The sequence below is a fragment of the Paraprevotella clara YIT 11840 genome, from assembly GCF_000233955.1.
Lineage (GTDB): Bacteria > Bacteroidota > Bacteroidia > Bacteroidales > Bacteroidaceae > Paraprevotella > Paraprevotella clara.
On the sequence record NZ_JH376687.1, the window covers coordinates 1 to 620 of the forward strand.

Here is a 620-nt window from a genome sequence, read left to right on the forward strand (position 1 = left end):
ACTAAAGCACCTATTTGGGTAAGCGTTAGCGTATCAGTAAATTTGATTACAGGTACTACTAATCCGTCTTCTATAGCTACTGCAACACCTACATTTACGTGTTTGTTATACACGGTTACATCTCCTTTCCAAGAGGTATTTACTTGTGGGTGTTTCTTAAGAGCCATAGCACACGCTTTTACTACCATATCGTTGAATGATATTTTTGTATCTGGCAAACTGTTAATTTGAGCACGCGATGCCATCGCATTGTCCATATCTATTTCTATTGCCAAATAGTAGTGAGGCGCTGTGAATTTAGATTCTGATAGACGTTTAGCAATTGTTTTACGCATTTGTGAGTTCTTCACTTCTTCAGTTACTTCTACACCTACAGGTATTACTGTTGGTATAGCAGCCGATGCAGCTGCAGGGGCAGGAGCCGCTGCTTTAGCACTTGGAGTAAAGTTTTCTACGTCTTTTCTTATGATACGTCCATTTTCACCACTACCTTTTACTTCTGTTAGGTTGATACCTTTATCTTGAGCTATTTTTTTAGCTAAAGGCGAAGCAAATACACGGTCATTAGCATTAGTAGCTGCTGGGGCAGCCGCAGGAGCAGCTTCTTTACTTTCAGCTTT

General features: G+C 40.3%; 1 protein-coding gene. It reads right to left on the reverse strand.

Annotated elements, in window-relative coordinates; genetic code table 11:
• Window positions 1-620, reverse strand: a 620-nt coding sequence (locus HMPREF9441_RS17070; RefSeq protein ID WP_008623450.1) for a 2-oxo acid dehydrogenase subunit E2, incomplete at both ends; no start/stop codon positions are given.